Raw genomic sequence first — 19,792 nt, 5'->3', positions numbered from 1 at the left:
CCAGCAGGGTCCGTCGAAGTTGCCATCCCAGTCCTTTCGGAGTCCGCCCCAGAGGTCTCTCTAGGTGCATAGTCAACGATGGTTACGATGACTAGAGACCGCAACCTCAACGCCGAAAAGTTGCGCATCGGCAACAGCAGATAGTTAGGTGGATCCCGTGTCTAGAGAGGGCCGAGTGACAGCTTCCAGCATTGCCAAGGATCTGCGCGCCGAGATCCGCGCCGGGACGTACAAGCCTGGCGACCGACTTCCCAGCGAGGCGGCGCTGATGACGACCTACGGCGTGGCCCGCATGACGGCCCGCCACGGCCTGTCGATGCTCAAGGACGAAGGACTCACCGTCACCCGGCACGGGTCGGGCGTCTTCGTGCGCTCCTTCGATCCGATCGTCTTCGACAGCACGGGGTCGGGGTCCGACGACAGCACGATCACTCCCGTCATGGACGAGACCGACGCCGGGCTGACGGTTCGCACCCTCGCGGTGACCCCGGAAGAGGATCCCACCGAGGAAGCACGCCGGGCACTGGGGCTCGAGCCCGGCGTCCAGGTCACCACGCGCGAACGCCTGCACGTGAAGGGCCGCAAGCCGATGCTGCACGGGGTGTCGTACGTGCCGGCGTCGATCGCGGGCGGTACGCCGATCGCCGAGGACGAGATCGGCCCGGGCGGCACCTACGCCCGGCTCAAGGAGCTCGGGCACGAGCCGGTGAAGTTTCACGAGGAGGTCGTCGCGCGCATGCCGACGATCGAGGAGATCGAGGCGTTGCGCATCGAGCCCGGCACGGCGGTCCTCCAGGTGATGCGTACCGCGCTCGACGCCGAGGGCGCCGCCGTCGAGTACAGCCGCATCGTGCTCGATGGCGGCGAGTTCATGCTGCGTTACGACTTCGACGCCTGACGGGACACCGCTTCGGCCGCCCGGCCGATCACTCCCGCGGCCGAGCGGGGCCGCGTCGGCCCAACCACGGCGCGGCCCCGCCGGAGCCGGCATGATCGGTGCCGGTATCAGGCCGGACGTGTCCGCGGCTTGAGCCGCATCTCCGGCAGCGCCGGCGCCCGGAGCGGCCCCGAGGCGTAGCCGTCCACCCGGCCGAACCGCGCGTCACGGGCACCGTCGGCGTAGGCGGTGAGACCGTCCGGCAGATCGGCGATCTGCGCCATCCACTGGTCGCGGGCTCGGGCGACGTCGTCATGTGTCCGGCCGACGAAGTTCCACCACATGACCACGTCCTCGGTGAACGGCTCGCCGCCGATGAGCACCGCCCGCGCGGGGCGGTCCGGGCCGGCGGTCACGGCGAGTCGCCGCCGCCCCGGGCCCACGTAGGCCAGGGACGACGGCGCCACCGTCACCCCTTCGAGCCGGACGTCTCCGGCATCGACCACGAGCCCGTGCTCGAACCCGGGATCGATGTCGAGACGCAGTTCCGCACCTGCCTCCAGGTCGAGCTGGGCACCGACGAGGGGCGAGTACGTCGTCGCGGGAGACGTGAGGTCGTGCCCGGCCAGACGGAGGCTGCCGACGAACACCTGGACACGACCACCGTCGACGGTGGCGACCGGAAGGTCCCCGTGGTGCTCGAACCGCGGGGCGACGCCGAGCGCGTCGCCGGGGAGCGCCGTCCACAGCTGGATCCCGTGCAGCCGTGGCGGCCGGTCCGCGGACGGCGACTCCTCGGAGTGGGAGATCCCCGTGCCGGCCGTCATGAGGTTGAGTTCCCCGGGCCGGACCGTCTGGAGCGACCCCACCGAGTCACGGTGCAGGATCTCCCCCTCGAACAGCCACGAGACCGTCTGCAGGCCGGTGTGCGGATGGGGTGGGACCTGCATGCCGGCGGAGGCGGAGACGTCGTCGGGCCCGTAGTGGTCGCTGAAGCACCAGGCGCCGACCAGGGACCGGGAGCGCTGGGGAATGGTGCGCCGCACCGTCATCGCACGAGGACCCCCCAAGGGGACGTCGCGAGGTCCGAGAAGCTCGACGCCGTCCTCGGCCGAGCCGGAGGAACACACGTGTTCGGCGGGCCGGGTGTCCAGGTTGCTCATGCACCGAGCCTACGGCGGCGGCGCCAGGTGCACGCACGGTGCCGAGCCGACCTCGTCCCGCGACATCTCCCGCCAGGGCGCCAGGGCTCCCGGGGCAGGCCGGGAGCCCTGGCGTACCGCGTACCTCCGGTCGACTTACCCGGGGACCGGAGGCGCCGCGTCGACGTCACGGCTCCGGAGGCACGCCCCTCTGGCCCGGGTCGCCGGGCCGAACCTGGTGCAGGGCGTGTCGGACGCGGGTGGTCTTCCGGGTCCGTTCAGGCACCTGTGTCGTCACCCACAGCCCGCACCGCGGTACGAGACGTCCTGTCGTTCTCCGGTCGACCGGCGTCCGGCGGCCGGCCCTTCGGTGCTGCTGCAGCGCACCGATCAGACCGTCACTCACCGAACCGATAGCCACGTTTCTAGTTCCCGTTCGGCCCGGTGGCAACCGGTCAGGGCATGTCGTTCGCGCACATTTTTGCCGACAGTTCCGTCCACAAGGCTGTCCACAGGAAAGCCTGCGCATTCGCCGCCTGTACACAGCCCTGTGGAAGAAATCTGTGGACAATGCCTGTGCACGGGTTCCGGGGTCACACCCAGACGCGACCGCTTCCCGAGCTCCCTTGTGGGTCGTTGCGTGCCTCGAGCTCCTCGACCGTCGCCACGAACCCGCCGTCGTCGACGACGACGCCCGCGATCCGGCTCTGGAGCGTTACCGCGAGACGCGCGATCGACGACCGCATCCTGGCGCGCGCGATGACATGGAGGCCCGACGGCTGCTCCAGCTCGAGCTCGTACGGATCCGCCGGCACCCAGCTCAGGCGATAGGCGAACGGCCCGTAGGCCCGCCAGTCGAGCGCCCCGAGGGCGCGCGGCACCCGGTCCACGCGCTCGACGTCGACCACGATCGATCCGTCGTAGGCGGTGGGCCCCACGAGCCGGTAGTGCGGCGAGCCGTCGGCCGCCGACTCGTCCGCACCGATCTCGGCGGTGGCGATGAAGGCACGGAGCATCGGCAGGACGTCGCCCGGCGCGAGCGGATGGGCGCTGTACAGCCCGAGGTTCACGGAGGCGGACGGGTCGGGAACCATGGGCCGGTGCCCGTCGCCGAGCAGGACGCCGCCCGTCTTGCGCGCCGCCGCGACGGCCCACTGGATCACCCGCAGTTCCTCCCCCTGGGGGAGCGCCTGCGGGAAGGACCGGGCGATGCCGTCGCGGTCGTCGTACGACGTCGGGGCCGCCGCCCGCACGTCGCGCAGCCCGTCGCTGCGCGCGAGCACGTAGGCCTCCGCCTTGGCGGCCTTCACAGGGATCTCGGCGAGCTGGTCCCCCTCCACCACGAACGGTCCCGTCGCGATGTGTTCCTCGCCCAGACGCATGACACCGGGGGTGACGGCTTCGGTCTGCTGAATACCGCGAAATCGCGCTCCGGTCATCTTGCGCGCACCGGAGGTGCGCGAGGGTTCTCGCAACCAGGCGACGTCGGAGAACCACGCGGACGCCATGGGACTGACCGCGACCGGGCCGTCGGAACTCGGGAGGACGAGCGTGTGCCCCGCGGCATGTTCTGCGGGGATGATCCCTGCAAGAAGCGTCATGCCGGAACACTACTGCCGCCGTCGCGAGACCCGACATCAAGGATGTTACGGACATGAAACATGCCCGTGACGAAGGTCTCCCTTCATTTCGCGCCGATGAGCCGAATGTTTCCGGCGCGCAACGCGGACCTGCTTCCGCGCCTGTCCGACCCGGATCACAGCCGCGGATACCACGTTCATGACCCGATCACGCATGACGGGACCGAGCACTGTAACTGACGCGTAGCCCCTATGATGTCATCATGCCCAAGATCATCGGCAAGAGCCTGCACGAACACCGCCAGATGACGAGGCAGAAGCTGTTCACCGCGCTGTCGACGTTGATGGCGGAACGAGGGTTCGACACCATCACCCTCGCCGACATCGCCGAGGCCGCCGGGGTCGGGCGCACCGCCGTCTACAACCACTTCCACGACAAGGAAGCCCTGCTGCTGGGTTTCATCACGCACGAGACCGAGCAGTACGCGCAGACTTTGGAACGCGCGCTCGACGGCGTCGACCACCCCGTGGAACAGCTCCGCACCTACATCCGCCAGCAGGCCCAGCTCACGCGCGTCTTCCACCTCGCCCCCGGACCGGACCTGCGCACGGTCCTGTCGCGTGCCACGCAGTCGCGGCTGCGAGAGCACGCGGAGATCGTCGAGTCGATCCTGCGCCGCATCATCACTCAGGGCATCGACACGGGGATCTTCCCGCCGCAGGACGTCGAACCCACGGTGCACCTGGTCAACGCGTGCCTTTCCGGCCGGCTCATCCCGGACGAGCCGGCGGCCCGCGAGCGCACCATCCGCGCCACGGAGACGTTCGTGCTGCGTGCGGTGGGTGCGCGCGCCCTGGAACGCGTCCCCGCCTGACGCCGGTCGCGCACGACGTGGTCACCGCGACGCCACCGCCCCGCGTCACCGCGCCGCGCCACCGCCCGCCAGGGTCAGGTGACGCGGAGAAGCGGTGTGCCCGGCGCGGCCTCCGCCGCGACGCGGGTTCCCGGAGCGGCGAGGGTGTCGAGCCGGTCCGGCGGGGTCTCGAGGACGACGACGGGCACCAGGGGCGACCGTCCCCCGGCGGCGACGTCGGCCGGGGACCAGGTGATCAGGTGATCACCGGCCCGGACCGTGTCCCCCGTGCTGACATGGACGGAGAATCCCTCGCCGCCGAGCTGGACCGTGTCGATGCCGAGATGCACCAGCACTCCGCGACGGCCGGCGTCGGTGACGACGAACGCGTGGGGGTGCAGCGCGGCGACGACTCCGCTGATCGGTGCGACGACGATCGACGGCGCACCGTCGAGGATCGGGTCGACGGCGATGCCCGGGCCGACCATGCCCTCGGCGAAGACCGGGTCGGGCACGTCCGCCATCGCCACGACGGTTCCGGAGACGGGGGCCAGCACGGTGAGCGCCATACCGCCATCCTGACAGAGACGCACGGAACGACCGGCCTCGGCAGCCAGGGGCCCGAGCATGTAACGTGCCTCGCGCACCTGAGGTAGTCACCCATGCAGAACGGGAGCGGTATGCCCGTGGAGAAGCGAAGCGGCGTCCCCGCGAGTCCTGGCCGGTCGGCGGGTCCGGTGGTGCACATGCCGCCGCGCGTGCCGGAGCCGGCGACCAGCCGGATCGAGCCCGATGCGGTGGATCGCGCGGCCTCTGCGGTCCGGGAGGCCGCGGAACGGGTCGAGCAGGACCTCGCCCGGCGTGCGGCACGTGCCACCGGTACCGCCGCCGACATCCTGTCCGTCACCGCCGCGATGGCTGCCGACCAGACGCTCGCCGCCGACGCCGCGCACCGCGTCCGCGCCGATCACCTCACGCCGGAGCGTGCGGTGTGGGACGCCGCCGGCGCGGTCGCCACGCAGCTCGAGTCGCTCGGGAGCCCCATGGCGGAGCGCGCCCGCGACGTACGCGACGTCCGTGACCGCATCGTGGCCGTCCTGACCGGTGCTCCCCCGCCCGGGGTTCCGGACCCGGGGCATCCGTTCGTCCTGGTGGCCACCGACCTGGCGCCGGCCGACACCGCGACGCTGGACCCGGAGACGGTTCTCGCGGTGGTCACGGCGCGGGGCGGACCCACCTCGCACACGGCGATCATCGCCCGCTCGCTCGGGATCCCGGCCGTCGTCGCGCTCGGAGAGGCCGCCGATCTCGCACCGGGCGAGACGGTGCTGGTGGACGGGACGGACGGCCTGGTCCTCGTCGGTCCCGGCGCTGCCGAACTGTCGGCGGCGGGACTGGCGGACGGCGACGACGGGAGACACGACGGCGCCGGCCCTCTCGTCCGTCGTCGGCGTTCGGCCCGCGACGCGTTCGACGGCACCGCGACGACACGCGACGGGCATGACATCGACCTCGTCGCGAATGTCGCCGACCCCGCTGAGGCCGACGCCGCGGCGAACGCCGGGGCGCGCGGTGTGGGCCTGTTCCGGACGGAGTTCTGCTTCCTCGGCCGCGGCACGGAGCCGACGGTCGCCGAGCAGGTCGAGGCCTATCGGGCGGTCCTGGCAAGGTTTTCCGGTGGACGGGTCGTGGTGCGCACCCTCGACGCGGGGGCGGACAAGCCGCTGCGGTTCCTCACCCCGGACCACGAGGACAACCCCGCTCTCGGGGTACGGGGCATCCGGACCGCCGTCGATCATCCGGAGGTGCTGGATCGTCAGCTCGAGGCGATCTCGCGCGCGGCGCGCGCCGAGAGCACGGAGGTCTGGGTCATGGCGCCGATGGTCGCCACCGCCGACGAGACGCGTGAGTTCGTCGCGGCCTGCACCGCCCACGGCCTGACGACGGCGGGTGTGATGATCGAGACTCCGGCGGCGGCCCTCCAGGCCCGGTGGCTGCTGGCCGATGCCGCGTTCGCGAGTCTCGGCACGAACGATCTGACGCAGTACACGATGGCGGCGGACCGGGACCTCGCCGGGGTGGCCGCGCTGTCCACGCCGTGGCAGCCAGCGGTGCTCGACCTCGTCCGGGTGGCGTGCGAGGGCGGGGCGGTGCATGGTCGTCCGGTGGGCGTGTGCGGCGAGGCCGCCGCGGACCCGCTGCTCGCGCCGGTCCTCGTCGGCCTCGGCGTGACGTCGTTGTCGATGACGCCACGTGCGCTCGCCGCGGTGGCCGCCGCACTGCGCCAGGTCACGCTCGACGAGTGCCGCGACCTGGCCACGAGCGCCCTCGACAAACCGACGGCCCGGGCCGCGCGCGAGGTCGTCCGAGATTTCGGGAGCGGTGGTCCGTGACCTCGGCGCAGGTCGCCATGCTCTGTGAACCCCGAGGTCACGTTTTCGTTACGAGCCGCTCTTAAGGTGGATGACATGCAGGAACCGATCGGATCCGACAGGATCACGCCCGACACCACCGGACCCGGTGTCCACGTGACGCTGTCCACCGCATCCGTGTTCCCGCGGCGGGTGCCGTACGCCTTCGAGGCCGCGGCCGAAGCCGGGTACGACGGCGTCGAGGTGATGATCTGGTCGGAGGAGGCGACGCGGAACGCGCTCACGCTCGCGCGGCACGCCGCGGAGACGGGCATGCCCGTGCGGTCACTGCACGCGCCGACCTTGCTGGTGAGTCAGCGGGTGTGGGGCCGTGCGCCCGGTCCCAAGCTGGACCGGACCGTGGAGATGGCGCAGGAGCTCGGCGCTGCCACGGTGGTGGTGCACCCGCCCTTCCGCTGGCAGTTCAAGTACGCCCGGCAGTTCGAGGAGCAGGTCGCGACGCTCACGGAGACCACCGGCGTGACGATCGCCGTCGAGAACATGTATCCCTGGCGCGGCGGGGGCCGTGAGATGCAGGCGTACCTTCCGGGCTGGGACCCGACGGACCACGGGTACGACGCCGTCACGCTGGATCTCTCCCACGCCAGCGTCGCCCAGCAGGACGGGCTGGAACTGCTCGAGATCTTCGGTGACCGCATGCGTCACCTGCACCTCGCGGACGGCACCGGTAGTGCCCGCGACGAGCACCTCGTCCCAGGGCGCGGGAACATGCAGTGCGACAAGGTACTCGCCGAGCTGAGCCGGCGCGGCTGGCAGGGGGACGTCTGCCTCGAGATCTCGACGCGCGGCCGCAGCCCGATCGAGCGCACCGCCGATCTGGCCGAGGCCCTGGCCTACGCGCGCGCACACCTGGGCACCGGCGCCGGGGTCTCCGCACCGCGTGTTCCCGCGGGCGGTTCCTGACCGGTGCCCGCGGGAAGCCCGACGCTCAGATCCAGCGCTTCCCGCGGAACACGCCGAAGAGCGCCACGCTCACCGCGGCCATGGCGACCAGTGCCGCCGGATATCCCCACGCCCATCCGAGTTCCGGCATGACGTCGAAGTTCATGCCGTACACCGTGCCCACCAGCGTCGGCGCGAACAGGATCGCGGCCCAGCCGGAGATCTTCTTGACCTCTTCGCCCTGCCGAAGACTGACCTCGGACAGGTGCTTCATCTCCTCGTTCTGCCGCTGCGCGACGAGGGTGGCGTTCACCGTGAGGATGTCGCGGAGGGCGGCACGGTAGGAGTCGATGCGGTCCGCCGCCTCGGTCAGGTGGTCGGCGACATCGCGCAGGTAGGCCTGGAGCTCGAGGTGGACGTCGTACTTCTCGGCGCCCTTCGCCAGCGAGGCGCAGATCTTCTGCGCCGGGCGCACCGCTCGCTGGAAGTCGACGACCTCGCGCGAGAGTTCGTAGGTGCGCCGTGACACCTCCGGGTCACCGCCGAACACCTCGGACTCGATCTCGTCGATGTCGTTCTCGAGGCCGGCGACAACGGGTGCGTACCCGTCCACGACGTCGTCGAGGATCGCGTACAGCACTGCCTCGGGACCGCGGGCCAGCATGGTCCGGTCCTTCTCCAGGCGGTCCCTGACGGCACCGAGATCCGGTGACGCACCGTGCCGCACGGTGACGACGAAGTCGGGGCCGATGAACACGTGCAGCTCACCGAATTCGACGCGCTCGGCCGCGTCGTCGTACCGAGCGGCGTGCAGCACGACGAAGAGCGTGTCGCCGTACCGTTCGATCTTGGGACGCTGGTGCGCCTGGATCGCGTCCTCGACGGCGAGGGGATGCAGGTCGAACTCCTCGGCGAGGGAGTTCAGCTCGATCTCGTCGGGCCGCTCCAGGCCGATCCACGCCATGCCTCCGGGGCGGCTGCGCAACGCGCGGAAGGCGTCCGAGAGCTTCGAGAAGGAGGCGGTGCGCTCACCGTCGTCGTAGATCACGGCGGCGACGACGGGCGACCGGCGCGGCGCGGACGGCATCAGGGCACCCGGCTCCGGCGCGGTGAACGGTGCGGCGGGCCGGCGGCGGGGCCGGGGGCGCAGCGCGTCCAGGAGCGGGCGTGAGCGGACAGGGCGTGCGGGCAGGAAGGTGGCCATGGGTAACTCCGAGGTCGTTGCCACCTCCTCGGCACGCCGTCGGGCGGGCGTAGGAGGTGCACGAGCGGACGAGGGCACGGAGCTGCCGCGGCTGGGGCTCGGGGGTGGACGGCACGGCACAGCGATGCGGTCGTCGCTTCGCTGCGTCGTCGTCTGCGGGGCTCTGCCGGTCGAGCCGTCAGCCGCGGCTCGGACTACTGGGGGGCTCGCTACGGGTCATGAGCTCCACCCCCTCCGAGTCCGGGCGGCACGCCGGCCGCTGGCGATGCGTGGGCCGCACATGTGAGGCCGTCACGCCGGTGATTCCTGCGTGGCCAGTCTAGCGCCGGACCCTTTCCGGTCGAAACCTTTCGAGGCTGCCGTCACAAGGTCTTCACCGGGGTCGTCATCCACGCAGGGGCAGGCTGAGTGCCGCGGTGGCGGAACCGGTCCCGGAACTCACCCGCACCGGGATCCCCCAGTCCTGGCTCGCGAGATGGCAGGCCGGGAAGGCGCCGGGGTCCGGCTCGCCGTCCGGTCCCACGGGCACGACGTCGCAGGAGGCCGCCTTGGCGGTCACGTGCAGTACGCCCTCGGGCACGTCGGGGTCGATCACCAGGTCTCGGAACAGGTCGGCCCCCTTTCCCGCACCGGAGCGCAACAGCTCGGGCGGCGTGGCGCTCACCCGGAGCTCGGTGGACGGCCCCCAGCGGTCGTCGAGCTTCTGGCCCGGCGCGGGCTCGAACGGGACCTCGAGCCGTAGCGGGCCCGGGGCCACGTCGGTGGCCGGGCGCTGGGTACGGCGCGCGCCGGAATCCAGCACGTCACCCGCCAGGTCCTCGGCCACGGCGATCCGCGTCAGGCGGTGCGCGACCGACTCCACCACCAGCAGATGGATCTCCCCGCCGTCCGGCACCGGATCCCCGGGCGTCCACGCGCGCCCGTCCACCTGGACGACGACGTCGCTCGGCTCGGCAAGCCCGGTCGCCAGCGTGCTCACCTCGCCTCCGGCGAGCGGCCCGGCGGAGGCCGCCGGTGCCGCTGTCGCGGGGGGCACGTACCGACGGAGCGCGCCGTTGTACGTGTCCGCCACGACGACGCTGCCGTCCGGCAGCACCGCCACCCCGAGCGGGTGCTGGAGGAGCGCCTCACCGGCGGCTCCGTCCCGGTGCCCGAAGTCGAACAGGCCCTGTCCGACGGCGGTCTCGAGCTCGACGCCGGTATCGACGGGAACCACCTCGCGCAGGGCGGAGGTCTCGGAGTCGACGAGCCACAGCGCGCCGTCGGCGGACGGGGCCAGACCGGAGGGCTGGGCGAACCAGGCGCCCGCACCCGGGCCGTCCTCCAGCCCCTCGTTCATGGTGCCCGCCAGGAGCCTCACGGACGGGCGGAGGAGCGCCGGCTCGAACGCCCACAGCGTGTGGTTCCCCGCCATCGCCACGACGAAGGCGCCGAGCTCCGCCGACCAGACGACGTCCCAGGGCGACGACAGGTTCACGGACCGCGCGTCGTGGAGCGCGGCGGCGTCGAACCCGCCGGTCCGCCCGGCGACGTTCTCCTGGCCGCCCACCATGAACTGGCGTCCCGTCCCCGCGAGGGTCGTGACGTCGCCGTCGGACAGCCTGACTCCGCGCAAGGCGTGGTTGACGGTGTCCGCGACGACGACGTCGTAGCCGAGCGTCGCCCGCATCGGCTCCGGGACCAGGCACAGCCCGCCCGGCTCGCTGAAGCGCGCCTCGCCGGGGCCGCCGTCGAGCAGGCCGCGGGCGCCCGAGCCGATGCGGCGGACCAGCGTCTCGCCGTCGGGCGCGAGTTCCGCGAGGGAGTGGTGGCCGGCGTCGGCCACGAGAAGGTTGCCCGACGGCAGCGCGATCGCCTTCGCCGGGAAGCGGAGCGTACCGGACGCCGGCTGCGGCGGGACGTACGGCCCGTCGCCGCGGTGCAGCGTGCCCTTGGCGTCGTGCTCCTCGATCAGCTCGGCGACCAGCGCGGCGATGGCCGACGCGTGTCCCTCCCCCGCCATCTGCGCGACGACGTATCCCTCGGGATCGACGACCACGAGGGTCGGCCAGGCCCGTGCGGTGTACGCACGCCAGGTGACCAGGTCCGGGTCGTCGAGCACGGGGTGGTGCACGTCGTACCGCTCGACCGCGGCCGCGAGCGCATCGGGGTCGGCTTCGTGCTCGAACTTGGGTGAGTGCACGCCCACGATCACGAGTTCGTCGCGGTGGGCGGCCTCGAGCTCGCGCAGCTCGTCCAGGACGTGGAGGCAGTTGATGCAGCAGAACGTCCAGAAGTCGAGGATGACGATCTTGCCCCGCAGGCCGGCGAGGGTGACGTCACGCCCGCCGGTGTTCAACCAGCCGCGGCCGACGAGCTCGGAGGCGCGGACACGGGGCAGGCGGGTCGGGGTGGTGCTCACCGGGCCATTGTCACCCGGCGCGGACGGCTCCCACGACGCGCACGCGCACGGAGACGTCGCCGATCTCCTCGGGAATCTTGTCCACCACGGCTGGGTCGACCACGTTGACCTGGAGCACCCAGCCGCCGTCCGAGCCAGGGAGGTCGTCGACCGCGACCTGCTGTGCGAGGACGTTGACGCGTCCTGCCCCGGGGGCGGGCACCCGCTGGAGCGTGACGCCAGGTGCGGGCCGTTCGGACTCGATCGGACCGCTGAACTCGGGAGCGACACCGATACCGACCACGCCGCCGATCCCGGAGACTGCGGCACGCAGTCCCGTCTTCGCCGCGCGCGCCTCGTCCAAGGTTGCCATCGACGCTCACCTCCATCTTCCTGACCCACCATTGTGCGCCTGTTGTTCAGGCGCCGCCAGGGCACGTCGACGGTTCTCCAGAGTGGCGAAAATCACATTCCGGACGCTCCCCGGCCGTCCGACGACCTCTCGGTGGCGGCGAGCTCGACCTCCATCGTCTCCAGGACGACGTCGATCGGGTTGGCGTAGGTGAGTCCCTTACCACCCTGACCGCCGCTCTCCGATCCCGCGAAGAGGAGGCCGATCGCCGTGCCGTCCTCACGGTAGACGAGCGCCCCGGAGTCGCCGCCGCGGGAGAAGGCGACACCGTTCCCCTCGATCTCCACCTGGTCGTCGAAGCTCAGCGCGCCGAGGTCCTCGTACCCCACGATGACGTCGTCCAGCTCGATCGCGGTGACCCTGCCCCGCGTGACCGCCGTCGTACGGCCGACCTTCTCGACCGACTCACCACCGACGGGGCGTGCGATCCGGGCGACCCGGCCGACCGGGTAGGTGTGGTCCACCTCCGAGCTGTCCAGCCGTGCGATCGCGGCGTCCGTGGCGCACACCTCACCCGCGACGAGAGTGGCGACCCTGGTCAGTTCGCCGACCCGGTCCCCCGGCAGCAGGCCGCCGTCGGCGGGCCCGGGCTGGAGCACCACGTCGCCGGGATTCGCCTGAGGGCTGCCCGCCAGGACGTGGTAGTTGGACAGGGCGTAGATCTCGCCCGGCGCATCGGGCCGCCGCACGAACGCCCCGAGCGTCCCCGCGGTCACCCCCACGTGCCCGATCGAGACACCGGGGCGCAGCGGCCGCACATGGTTCGTCTCACCCTGGGCCTGGGACGTCGGCGCCAGCCGGCGGGGCCCGAGCTCACCGAGCGGGCGGATGCGGCCGGTGCGGCGGACGTCGGCGTCCGGGCCGACCTCGTCGGCGACCTTGCGAACGACGGCACGGGCACGCGGCAGCCCGAGCCGGTAGCGCACGGCGATTCCGTAGCCGCCGTCGGGCCGGGGCACGAGTCCCAGGGCGATCGTCGGCGCACGGACGACGTCGTCGGCGGAGGTCGAGGACTCCGGGAGGGGACCGGCCGGATCGCCGCCCGGCCGCCCGGGGCGCCGGCCGAGGGGCGCAACGGCCTGCGGACGCGGCCGGGCGGCCGGGCGCGGGAGCACGCCTGCCCCGTACCGTTCGCCGAGCTCGCGCGCGAAGTCTGCAAGCTGCTCCTTCATCTTGCGGGCCGCGTAACGCTCCATGGGACGATCCTTACTGAACTGACCGACACTCCGGGGGACAAGTCGCCGCGACACGCCGCATGGCGTGAAAATTCGCCCGAAAGGTGGATAGTGGTGCCCTCGTGATGCGTGGTCGGCCGGCGTCCGGTCGTCGCGCACGGGACCGCGCGCCGGGCAGGCTCAGAGGTCCTCCTCGCCGATGGCCAGAGCGTCGACGAGGGCGACCACCTCCGCGTAGGTGTTCTCGTCCACGCCGACCAGCCTGCCGCCCGCGTCCACGCCGACGTCGGCGGCCACCTGCTCGACGGCCTCCGGCGGGACGTTCAGCAACGCGTCCCCGATCGCCTCCGCGAGGTCCTCGTCGACCCCGGGCGCGAGCACGATCGGATCGTTCGGTATCACCCCCGACTCCCAGATCTGCCGATAGCCGTCCTGGTCGAACCGGCCCTCCGCGACGGCGGCCGACAGCGCCCGCGAGTCGACCTCGGCGGCGTCCACCGCGCCGTCCCTCAGGGCGTCCAGCGCCGCGGCGTGCCCGCCTGTGTACGAGATCCGTACGTCGTCACGGGTGAGGTTCGCGTCCGCGAGCGCCCGGCGGGGAAGGACGTCGCCCGACGTCGTTCCCTTCGCGCCGAGTGCGAGAGTGCGCCCGCGCAGCTGCGCCGGGGTCGTGATGTCGGAGTCGGCCGCCACCCAGATGCCGGCTGTGTAGCCGGAGAGGTTGCCGTTGGGCATGCCGAACGTCGCGACCGGCGTGACCGCCATCCGCTCGGAGGCGACGGCGTATCCGAGTGCGGAGAACTGGGCGATCTCCAGCTCACCCTCGGCCATGGCGTCGGCCTGGGCGGCGTAGCCGTCGACGAGCCGCACCTGGACGGAGCAGCCGAGTTCTTCCGCGAGTGCCTGCCCGAGAGTCGTGTACGCGGCCTCGAGCTCCGCGGTGCTGCCGGACGGGTCGGCTCCGAATCGGATTCCGGTGGAGGGGCACGTGGTGTCGGATGCCTGTGAGATGGCCGAGCAGGCACCGAGGGACGCGGCGGTGAGCACGCCGAGCAGCAGTCCGGCGATCGTGCGGGAGGGGTTCTTCTGGACGCGGGTTGCCTTCATGGGGGTGGGCTCCTCGCAGAGGTGAGGGCCGGTGTGGTCCGGCCTCATGGCGGGACCGGTCGGCCCCGGGTGCGTGAGAACGGCGTGCTCCGGGCTAGGCGACCTCCTCCACGACCTTGGCGGCCAGCCCGAAGGCGCAGGCCATGCCGGTTCCCGAGGTCACGGACACCGCTGTGACGCCGGGCATCGGCTCGGCGACGAGGAAGGGCTGCGGGGCGGAGACGTAGGTGGCTTCCCAGCGTTCCACGGCCCGCAGCGGGACACCGAGCAGGGAGGCGCCCTCCGCGAGAAGGAGGTCGTCGAGGGCCTCCGACCGGAACGGGTCGGCGGCGAACCCGTAGGAGCGCGTCTCGCCGAGGGTGACCGTGCCGTCGGGCAGCTGGGTGATCATGAGGCTGACCCCGGCCTCGAGCAGGTCCGGCCGTGTCTCGGCGAGGCGTTCACGGACGCGCTCCAGGGACGGGCTCCAGGCGAATCCCGCGTGGCGGAGCATGGACGTTCCGGTGAGCACGGCGGGCCCGATCTCGCCGATCGTGCGCCGGGCGGAGCGCGCCGGCTCCACCCGCAGCATCTGCTGACGGCAGGGCTGGCCGCCCGCGTCGTGGGCGGCCTCGGGGAAGAGGCGTCCGACGTCGTGCCCGACCGCGCAGACGACGCGCCGCGCGACCACGTCGCCGCGGGACGTCCGGACGAGCGTGACACCGCTGCCCGGCTCCAGCCCGACGACCGAGGTCGACCACTCGACGCGGCACCCGCGGCGGGTGTTCAGCCATGCCGCGACGGCGGCGACGGCGGTCCGCTGGTCGACGCGGAGATCCAGCGGAAGGAAGGCACCGCCGGTCACTCCGCGCGGCGAGACGGGCACCCTGTCGACGACGCCCTTGCGGGTGAGGATCTGGGCGTCGCCGTCGCGGCGGGCGGCGAAGTCGTCGAGGACGGCGAGTTCGTCAGCGGCGCGGGCCACGACGAGGGAGCCCGTCTCCCGCACGGGGAACCCGGCCTCCTTGCCGAGCCGGAGCCAGCGTTCCCGGGATGCGAGGGCGTAGGAGAGCGCGAGGCCGTCCTGCACCGTGACGCCGATGTGACCGAAGTTGCGCACGGAGGCGCCGACGGCGCGGGCATCACGCTCCACGACAAGAACCGACCAGCCGCGGGACGCCGCCTCGACCGCGTGCGCGAGGCCGACGATCCCGGCGCCCACGATCACGAGGTCGACGCGCGAGGGCAGCGAGGCTCCACCGGCAACACGGGTACGTCGGCTCACAACGAGAGGTTGCCGGACGCGGATCATACGGCTCAAGACCCGCGGTGTCCTGGCAAAACACTTTCGCGCAGTATTCATCGCGAGTTCCTGGGACGCCATGCGGCGACCATCTGCCGTTCACCGGCACGTCACCTTCCGGAGTGTCGGACCGCACGCTGGCTCTCCCGGACCCGGCCGGGGTGCCTTCTCCACCGCGCCCTCCTGCACGCCGTCGGGCCCGTCCGGGACGACGCCCACGTTCCGTGGTGTCCACCCCCAAACCACGGGCCTGGACGGAGCCCTTCCCGGGCGTCGTAGCCTTGGCCGGTGACCAACCGGCAGGACGCACGGACAACGAGCCAGACCGCATCGCTCCTCGCGCGCCCGCGGTGGCTGCCCGCCGCCGTGGCGGCCGGCGTGGTCGTGGCGCTCGTCGCCCTGATCGCCGCCGGGTCGTTCTCCGGCGCGTTCGCCGCCTTCCAGCAGTTCGCCGATCCTGGTCTCCTGGCGCGCTGGGGTACTCCCGTGGCTCGCACCGCGTCGAACCTGGCCGCCGCCGTCACGCTGGGCTCCCTCGTGCTCGCGGCCTTCGTGCTGCCGGCCGGGAGGGACGGGCGGCGTGCGCTCTCCGTCGCGGGCCTGTCCGCCGGGGTGTGGACCGTCGCCGCCCTGACCGCGCTGGTGCTCGGTACGTCGTGGGCCACGTTCCTTCCCATGGACGATCCGGCGTTCGGCACGGCGCTGTGGTCCTACCTGACCGACGGTGAGGTGGGCCGGGCCCTGCTCGGGGCAGCGCTGCTCGCGGCCGTGACATCGACGACGGCGCTGCTCGTGCGGGGGCCGACCGGCGCCGCGGTCGCCATCGTCCTGGTACTGGGGGCCCTGGGGCTGCAGGCCTCGACCGGTCACGCCTCCGGGGCCGCGAGTCACGACCTCGCGGTGTCCGCCATGTTCCTCCACCTGGTCGGGGCGGCGATCTGGCTCGGCGGTCTCGCCGGGATCGCCCTGCTCGGGCACCGGGCCACCACGCGAGCCGCGACCGTGCGGCGGTACTCCGCGATCGCGGGCTGGTGCTTCGTCGCCGTCGCCGTGAGCGGTCTGGTCAGCTCGTGGATCCGGCTCGGCTCCCTGAGCGCGCTCGAGACCGACTACGGCGCACTGCTCATCACGAAGGTCCTCCTGCTGGCAGCCCTCGGCGGAGCAGGTTGGCTGCACCGGCGCAACGTGGTGCGGCATCTGGAAGGAGTGCAACGGCTCGACGGCGGATCGCGGCGTGCCGCCGGCCTCTTCTGGCGTCTCGCCGCGGTCGAGCTCCTCGCGATGGGGGCGGTGTCCGGCGTCGCCGTGGCTCTCGGCTCGACCGCGCCACCTGTCCCCGACGAACCCATCGCCGACCCCACGCCGGCAGAGCTGGTCACCGGCCATCCGCTGCCGCCGGAGCCCACGTTCGTGCGCTGGCTCACCGAGTTCCAGTGGGACGCGCTGTTCGCCTACGGCTGCGCGGCGGGCGTCGTGGTCTACCTGAGCTGGTACCGGCGCCTGCGCAGGCGCGGTGACCGCTGGCCCGTGCTGCGCGCCGTGTCGTGGTGCTGCGGCATGCTCGCGCTGTTCTGGGTCACCAGCGGCGGAGCCGCCGCCTACGGTCACGTGCTGTTCAGCGGGCACATGGTGCAGCACATGGTGCTGGCGATGGTCGTGCCGCTGTTCCTGGTGCTGTCGGCGCCGGTCACCCTGCTGCTGCGGGCCGTGCCCGCACGCAGGGACGGGTCACGCGGACCGCGGGAGTGGGTGCTGTTCCTGGTGCACTCCCGGTACGGCACCTTCCTCGCGCATCCGATCGTGGCGGCGGTCCTGTTCGCCGGCGGGATGATCCTGTTCTACTTCACCCCGCTCTTCGAGTGGGCCCTCACCACCTACCTGGGCCACGTGTGGATGTTCGTCCACTTCACCCTCGTCGGGTATCTCTTCGCGAACGCGCTGATCGGCATCGACCCCGGACCGAGCCGGCCCACGTATCCGATGCGCCTGGTGCTGTTGTTCGCCACGATGGCCTTCCACGCGTTCTTCGGCGTGGCTCTGACGAGCGGCACGTCGCTTCTCGTGCCGGAGTGGTTCGGTCTCATGGGACGGGAGTGGGGTCCCTCCGCCATCGAGGACCAGCAGCTCGGCGGGGCGATCGCCTGGGGGATCGGCGAGCTGCCCACCCTCCTGCTCGCCGTGGGCGTGGCCGTGCAGTGGTCGCGCTCCGACGCGCGGGAGGCGCGCCGCAGCGACCGTGCCGCGGAACGCGACGGCGACGCGGAGCTCGAGGCGTACAACGCGATGCTGGCGCGCCGGGCCGAGCGGTCGAAGCGGTCGAGCTGAGCGCCTTCCACCAGGAGGTTCTCCGCCGAGGGCGACTTCTTTCAGATTTTCTCGGCGGCCCCCCATCCTTTTCTCAGCCGGGCACGTTCTACCTAGTGTGAACATGATCGCGACCACCCCCAGCGCCGCTGATGTTCTGGAGTTCGCCAGCACCGACGTGCCTTGCGCGGATGAGCCCGACCTGTGGTTCTCCGAGCACCCCACCGAGCTCGAGTCCGCCAAGCGGCAGTGCCTGACATGCCCGCTCGCCCAGAAGTGTCTCGAGGGAGCCATCTCCCGCCGGGAGCCGTGGGGCGTGTGGGGCGGACAGATCGTCGTCGACGGCATCATCCGCCGGCGCAAGAACCGCCGCGGACGCCCGCGCCTGAAGGAATTCGCGGCCTGACCCCCGTCCGCCGACGCCGGGACGACACACCCCAGCCGCTCGTCCCGGCGCCCGGCGGTCCGTTCGGCCGCCATGGACGGCGTGCCCGGGCGAAGGACGCCACCGGGCGTCCGGAGACGCGTACCGGCCGGGACGGTGGGCGACTGTTGCCCACCACCCCGGCCGGTGCGTCACGGCATGGTGCTACCGGCCCCAGACCAGTCCACGGGACGGGTCCTGCAGGACGGCGGCGACGTCCGCCAGGAACCGGGCCCCCAGCTCGCCGTCCACCAGGCGGTGGTCGATGCTCAGCGCGAGCTGCGTCACCCAGCGCACGGCGAGCTCGCCGTCGTGCACCCATGGCTGCTGCCGGATCGCCCCGAACGCCAGGATCCCCGCCTCACCCGGGTTCAGGATCGGGGTCCCGGAGTCGATGCCGAACACGCCCACGTTCGTGATCGTGAACGTCCCGCCCGTCATGTCCGACGGCGGTGTCCGGCCCTCCCGGGCAGTACCCGTCAGGTCGGCGATCGCGTTGGCGAGTCCCAGCAGGTCGAGCCGGTGCGCGTCCTTGATGTTCGGCACCACGAGGCCGCGGGGGGTCGCCGCGGCGATCCCCAGGTTCGCGTAGTGCTTGTAGACGATCTCCTGCGCCGACTCGTCCCAGCTCGCGTTGATCTGCGGATGCCGCCGGATCGCCAGCAGCACCGCCTTCGCGGCGATGAGCAGTGGTGTCACCTTGACGTCCGAGAAGTCGCGGTCCTTCTTCAGGGTCTCGACGAGCTCCATCGTGCGCGTCACGTCCACCGTGTGGAACACGGTCACGTGCGGCGCGGTGAACGCGCTGGCCACCATGGCCTCGGCGGTGCGCTTCCGTACCGACTTCACGGGGACGCGCGTCTCCCGTCCGTCACCGCTCACCGCGCCGGACTCGAGCCACGGCTCCGTGTCGCCCGCGTACGTCGCGAGCGACCGTGGCTGCGCCGCCGCCTGGTGTGCGAGGACGTCCTCTCGCGTGACGATCCCCCCCGGTCCCGAGGCCTGGACGCCCGCCAGGTCGATACCCAGGTCCTTGGCGAGCTTTCGCACCGGAGGCTTGGCCAGGACGCGCGTTCTCGTGTCCGACGTCGGGACGCTGACCACGCCCGTGGCCGGTGCGGGTGAGGTCACGGCCGGTGCTGGAACCGGCTTCGCCGGTGCGGGTGCCGGCTTGGCCGGTGCGGGTGCGGCGGCGACAGGTGCGGGAGCGGGCGCGGCAGCCCGTGACGCCGGAGCGGCCGGTGACGCCGGAGCGGCCGGTGACGCCGGAGCGGCCGGTGACGCCGGAGCGGCGCCGCCGTGATACCGGCGGCGGCGACCGCTCGCCTTCGCCTCCTGGGTCCCGTACCCGACGAGCACGGACCCGGATGCCTCCGAGTCGGCCGGACCGGACGACGTCGGCTCGGCGGGGACGGAGCCCGCCGTCGTCGCGCCATCCGAGGACTCCGGCCGACCGGAACCGTCCGCCGTGTCGCCCGGCGCGGCCCCGCCCACCGCGATCTCGATGATCGGCGTGCCGACCTCCACCGTCGTACCCGGCTCCACGAGCAGCCCCGCGACCGTGCCGCTCCACGGGGAGGGCAGTTCGACGAGCGACTTCGCCGTCTCGATCTCGACGATCGTCTGATTCACCTGCACCGGGTCGCCGGGTTTGACCCGCCACTCGACGATCTCGGCCTCGGTCAGCCCCTCCCCGACGTCGGGCAGGGGGAAACTCTGGTTTGCCACGGTCCCTCC

Annotated in this window: 16 protein-coding genes; 6 read left to right on the top strand and 10 right to left on the bottom strand. The window is 72.2% G+C overall.

The genetic code is table 11. The features are described from left to right. Positions 1–175 precede the first annotated feature (175 nt). The gene (locus J0911_RS21105; protein WP_207275505.1) at positions 176–898 is read left to right on the top strand and encodes a GntR family transcriptional regulator; all 723 of its coding nucleotides are present in this window, start codon (positions 176–178) and stop codon (positions 896–898) included. 107 nt (positions 899–1,005) lie between these two features. Here the strand turns inward: J0911_RS21105 and J0911_RS11000 are convergent, their stop codons facing one another. Continuing rightward, positions 1,006–2,040, bottom strand: coding sequence for a pirin family protein (locus J0911_RS11000; RefSeq protein WP_207275504.1), 1,035 nt, complete (start codon positions 2,038–2,040; stop codon positions 1,006–1,008). 572 nt (positions 2,041–2,612) lie between these two features. After that, complete coding sequence (locus J0911_RS10995; protein WP_242636583.1) at positions 2,613–3,620, bottom strand: hypothetical protein; 1,008 nt, start codon at positions 3,618–3,620, stop codon at positions 2,613–2,615. A 242-nt stretch (positions 3,621–3,862) separates the two neighbouring features. Here J0911_RS10995 and J0911_RS10990 point away from each other — a divergent pair, with 242 nt between their 5' ends. Continuing rightward, positions 3,863–4,474, top strand: a complete 612-nt coding sequence (locus tag J0911_RS10990) for a TetR/AcrR family transcriptional regulator (protein WP_207275503.1) — start codon at positions 3,863–3,865, stop codon at positions 4,472–4,474. A 74-nt stretch (positions 4,475–4,548) separates the two neighbouring features. Here the strand turns inward: J0911_RS10990 and J0911_RS10985 are convergent, their stop codons facing one another. Continuing rightward, entirely contained in the window at positions 4,549–5,022 is a 474-nt protein-coding gene (locus J0911_RS10985) for a PTS sugar transporter subunit IIA (RefSeq protein WP_207275502.1), read from the bottom strand. 93 nt (positions 5,023–5,115) lie between these two features. On the opposite strand from J0911_RS10985, the gene ptsP reads away from it, so the two are divergent. Further along, positions 5,116–6,846, top strand: coding sequence for a phosphoenolpyruvate--protein phosphotransferase (ptsP, locus tag J0911_RS10980; protein ID WP_242636582.1), 1,731 nt, complete (start codon positions 5,116–5,118; stop codon positions 6,844–6,846). A 75-nt stretch (positions 6,847–6,921) separates the two neighbouring features. Then, positions 6,922–7,788, top strand: a complete 867-nt coding sequence (locus J0911_RS10975; protein WP_207275501.1) for a sugar phosphate isomerase/epimerase family protein — start codon at positions 6,922–6,924, stop codon at positions 7,786–7,788. A gap of 25 nt (positions 7,789–7,813) precedes the next feature. Here the strand turns inward: J0911_RS10975 and J0911_RS10970 are convergent, their stop codons facing one another. The 6 genes from J0911_RS10970 to J0911_RS10945 all read right to left on the bottom strand — a co-directional run bounded on the left by J0911_RS10970 (position 7,814) and on the right by J0911_RS10945 (position 15,309). Beyond that, positions 7,814–8,971 (bottom strand): magnesium and cobalt transport protein CorA, encoded by a 1,158-nt coding sequence (locus tag J0911_RS10970; RefSeq protein WP_207275500.1) that lies wholly within the window; start codon positions 8,969–8,971, stop codon positions 7,814–7,816. Between the two features lie 385 nt (positions 8,972–9,356). After that, on the bottom strand, positions 9,357–11,372 hold the full coding sequence (locus J0911_RS10965) for an NHL domain-containing thioredoxin family protein (RefSeq protein WP_207275499.1): 2,016 nt from the start codon (positions 11,370–11,372) through the stop codon (positions 9,357–9,359). 10 nt (positions 11,373–11,382) lie between these two features. After that, positions 11,383–11,724 (bottom strand): hypothetical protein, encoded by a 342-nt coding sequence (locus J0911_RS10960; RefSeq protein WP_207275498.1) that lies wholly within the window; start codon positions 11,722–11,724, stop codon positions 11,383–11,385. A 92-nt stretch (positions 11,725–11,816) separates the two neighbouring features. Further along, positions 11,817–12,959, bottom strand: a complete 1,143-nt coding sequence (locus J0911_RS10955; protein ID WP_207275497.1) for a chymotrypsin family serine protease — start codon at positions 12,957–12,959, stop codon at positions 11,817–11,819. A gap of 159 nt (positions 12,960–13,118) precedes the next feature. Beyond that, a complete protein-coding gene (gene phnD / locus J0911_RS10950) occupies positions 13,119–14,045 on the bottom strand; it encodes a phosphate/phosphite/phosphonate ABC transporter substrate-binding protein (RefSeq protein WP_207275496.1) in 927 nt (308 codons plus the stop codon). 94 nt (positions 14,046–14,139) lie between these two features. Beyond that, positions 14,140–15,309: a TIGR03364 family FAD-dependent oxidoreductase gene (locus J0911_RS10945; RefSeq protein ID WP_307865027.1), complete on the bottom strand. Its 1,170-nt coding sequence runs from the start codon at positions 15,307–15,309 to the stop codon at positions 14,140–14,142. Positions 15,310–15,615: 306 nt separating this feature from the next. On the opposite strand from J0911_RS10945, the gene J0911_RS10940 reads away from it, so the two are divergent. Next, the gene (locus J0911_RS10940; RefSeq protein ID WP_307865026.1) at positions 15,616–17,652 is read left to right on the top strand and encodes a bifunctional copper resistance protein CopD/cytochrome c oxidase assembly protein; all 2,037 of its coding nucleotides are present in this window, start codon (positions 15,616–15,618) and stop codon (positions 17,650–17,652) included. 103 nt (positions 17,653–17,755) lie between these two features. Next, positions 17,756–18,037 carry a WhiB family transcriptional regulator gene (locus J0911_RS10935; protein WP_207275495.1) on the top strand — a complete coding sequence of 94 codons (282 nt, stop codon included), beginning with the start codon at positions 17,756–17,758 and terminating at the stop codon, positions 18,035–18,037. Positions 18,038–18,220: 183 nt separating this feature from the next. Here the strand turns inward: J0911_RS10935 and J0911_RS10930 are convergent, their stop codons facing one another. After that, entirely contained in the window at positions 18,221–19,783 is a 1,563-nt protein-coding gene (locus J0911_RS10930) for a dihydrolipoamide acetyltransferase family protein (protein WP_207275494.1), read from the bottom strand. Between the last annotated feature and the right edge of the window lie 9 nt (positions 19,784–19,792).

Source organism: Myceligenerans salitolerans, from assembly GCF_017349295.1.
GTDB classification, from domain to species: Bacteria; Actinomycetota; Actinomycetes; order Actinomycetales; family Cellulomonadaceae; genus Myceligenerans; species Myceligenerans salitolerans.
This window is presented reverse-complemented; position numbering and strand designations above follow the sequence as displayed.